The sequence below is a fragment of the Streptomyces sp. NPDC000410 genome, from assembly GCF_040300305.1.
GTDB lineage: Bacteria > Actinomycetota > Actinomycetes > Streptomycetales > Streptomycetaceae > Streptomyces.
This window is the reverse complement of record NZ_JBEPDM010000137.1, coordinates 1-1,453: the sequence shown is the minus strand read 5'-3', so window position 1 is coordinate 1,453 and position 1,453 is coordinate 1. Positions and strand designations below refer to the sequence as shown.

At 69.0% G+C, this 1,453-nt stretch carries 1 protein-coding gene; it reads right to left on the bottom strand.

Annotation, left to right across the window (positions count from 1 at the left end):
• Window positions 1-118 precede the first annotated feature (118 nt).
• Window positions 119-1,384 (bottom strand): IS701 family transposase, encoded by a 1,266-nt coding sequence (locus ABT342_RS38100; protein WP_351584211.1) that lies wholly within the window; start codon window positions 1,382-1,384, stop codon window positions 119-121.
• Between the last annotated feature and the right edge of the window lie 69 nt (window positions 1,385-1,453).

Below are 1,453 nucleotides of genomic sequence, written 5' to 3'. Positions count from 1 at the left end.
GGCCTAGTAGGGCTTGGTCAGGTCGGGGCGAGTGTGGGTATGTCGCGGTGGCAGGTGGGACAGGCGCCGGCCCAGGTAGCGAGGAGGGTCTGTAGCTCGCGGACGACGCGGTAGAGGCTCAGGCCGGCGCCGTGTCTTTTGGGGCTGTGGCCAGTCGTTGCAGGGTGCAGAAGGCATGCGCGACGGAGACGAGGGTGACGTGGTGGTGCCATCCGTTCCAGGTGCGGCCTTCGAAGTGGGCCAGGCCCAGGGCCTGTTTCATCTCGCGGTAGTCGTGTTCGATGCGCCAGCGGAGCTTGGCCAGGCGGACCAGGGTGGTCAGCGCGGTGTCGGCGGGCAGGTCGGACAGCCAGAACTGAACGGGCTCGCTCTGGCCGGCCGGCCACTCGGCCAGGAGCCAGCACTCGGGCAGTTCCGGGCCGTCGGCCGCCTGGCGGGCCTCGCGGCCGGCGGGCCGGATCCGCAGGGCCACGAACCGCGAGTACATCCGTTTGAAGCCGCTGCGGCCGGTGCCGGGCCGGGAGCCCTCACGCCATTGGACCGGCTTCGCTGACTTCCGGCCCGCCGCGATGACCAGCTGTTTCACCGACCGAGGCTTGTCCGGGTACTTCGCCACCGGCCGGCGTCCGATGCCGCAATAGGGTTCAATGGCCGGCACGACTTCGCCGGGCTGGGCCGAGAGGGTGGTGGAGATCCCCACCATGTAGTTGAGGCCCCGGGCCTGCAGGCCGTGCCGGAAGGCGGCTGCGTCTCCGTAACCGGCGTCCGCAATGGCCACCGGCACCTCGATGCCCCAGGAGCGGGTCTCGTCGAGCATGTCGAGTGCGAGCTGCCATTTCTCCACGTGCCCGATGTCGTCGGGGATGCCGCAGGCTGTGCGGCGGGCGACCTTGTCCGGGTCCGCCTTCACGGATCCGGGCGCCCACGTCTCGGGCAGGAACAGCCGCCAGTCCACCGCCGCCGAGGCATGATCCGAGGCCAGGTGCAGCGAGACTCCCACCTGGCAGTTGGTGACCTTGCCCGCGGTGCCGGTGTACTGCCGCGACACACACGCCGAGGCATTGCCGTCCTTGAGGAAGCCGGTGTCATCGAAGACCAGCACGGTGGGCCGGATCTCCCTTTCCATCTTCCAGGCCAGCCGGGCCCGGATATGGGACGGATCCCACGGGCTGGTGGTCACGAAGTGGGCCAGGGCCTGCCGGTTTCCGTCCTCCCCGAGCCGGGCAGCCATCGGCTCGACCGACTTGCGCTGCCCGTCAGTGAGCAGGCCCCGCAGGTAGACCTGCCCCCACCGACGCTGATCCTTACGCGCGAACGGCTCGAAAACCTCCTCCGCGAAGTCCTCCAACGCACCACGCACAGCCGCAATCTCGTCCGGAGTCACGCCCTCTCAACGCAACACCGAACCAGAAGGACACGCTCAACCACACCCGACCTGACCAAGCCCTACTAG